The organism is Bradyrhizobium cytisi (assembly GCF_008123515.1).
Taxonomy (GTDB): Bacteria; Pseudomonadota; Alphaproteobacteria; order Rhizobiales; family Xanthobacteraceae; genus Bradyrhizobium; species Bradyrhizobium cytisi.
The window spans coordinates 1-1,203 of sequence record NZ_VSSR01000160.1 but is presented as its reverse complement, the minus strand read 5'-3'; the positions used below and the strand labels follow the sequence as shown (position 1 = coordinate 1,203).

Annotated in this window: 2 protein-coding genes; both read left to right on the top strand. The window is 57.1% G+C overall.

Annotated elements, in window-relative coordinates:
• On the top strand, positions 1–211 hold a 211-nt coding region (locus FXB38_RS43550), incomplete at its 5' end, for a hypothetical protein (RefSeq protein WP_210251010.1).
• A 350-nt stretch (positions 212–561) separates the two neighbouring features.
• A complete protein-coding gene (locus FXB38_RS42235) occupies positions 562–804 on the top strand; it encodes a hypothetical protein (protein WP_148756737.1) in 243 nt (80 codons plus the stop codon).
• Positions 805–1,203: the final 399 nt, after the last annotated feature.

Genomic DNA, 1,203 nt, shown 5'->3' with positions numbered 1-1,203 from the left:
GCCAATCGACGGGTTCAACTTCTCCGCGGCCACTTCGATGTCCGGACCTGCTGCGCCCCCTCTCGGGCACGGACCCGTACCTCACTCGCAGGTGCTCGCGCAGGCATTGCACGACCCCCACGTTGACAGCAACGTTCAGCACGGCATGGAGAGCGCGCATTTCACCCTGTCCCACACCTCACCGGCCGATTTATTTCTGTTGCACGTTTAACGATGATTGCTCTTGGAAGAGGTTATAATAGCTTGGTCGTTTGCGCGTGGCCGCGGCACCAGCGTCGGCGATCGCGGCCCACGGCGGGAGACGGTGGCGCGAGCGCGTGCGGGATCGGAGTAGTGTTGGTAAGCGCGGTTTTCACTGGTACTGAGCGGGTCAGACTAGGTTTTCACAAAAGCGTTGTCTGGAGTGAGCAGAACCGTTGGGGCCAGATGCCTATGCGAAATCTCATAATCGTTGCGTTATTTGTTCAAATTCTTGCCTGCTATCCGTTACCGGTGTCAGCCGGTGGCACATGCATTTTGCATCCGCAACCCTTTAAGCTACGATCGGACACGATTCAGTGGTTGATCAAAATCAAGCCCGGCGCTGAATGTATTCAGGGGCTACGCTGGTCGACGATCTTGATTGACGCGATCACGGTTGTAGACCCGCCGAAATCAGGCCGCCTTGTCTTGCAAGGCCCTTCATTCCGTTACTTTTCAGACCCGGCCGCACAGGGGGCCGACCATTTCAAGATTGCGATCACGGGAACCTCGCTGCATATCGGCGGAACCTCGTCGATCGAGGTAGACGTCGTCTCACAGTAAATTGCGATCCGTGGCGACGTAGGCCATTCACAATCCTAGCGAGGCGCAAAGGTGCGATTGCTGTTGAGAGCGGGGTTGGCGGAGGCGGCCGGGGGCACGCCTTGCCCGATGGGGTTCTGGAATGGATTGTTGCTAGGTTGGGTCGCTACTGGGGAACGCGAACCCCGCGCGTAATTTTGGGACGGAGAACTCTGTCGGCCATTCGTATTCTGCTGCGTGCCTTGAGCAAACGCTGGAACGGTCAGAAGCGAAATCAGAGCACAGCTTAGCAACAATTTAACGACACTCATAAGAGCCTCCACACGGAGCCATATCAACCTAACGCCATGACTGGAGGTAGGTTGCATCCATTGCTTGGCAAGAGGTCATGGTTTCTTGGTATCCCTCCGGCGGCGGCCG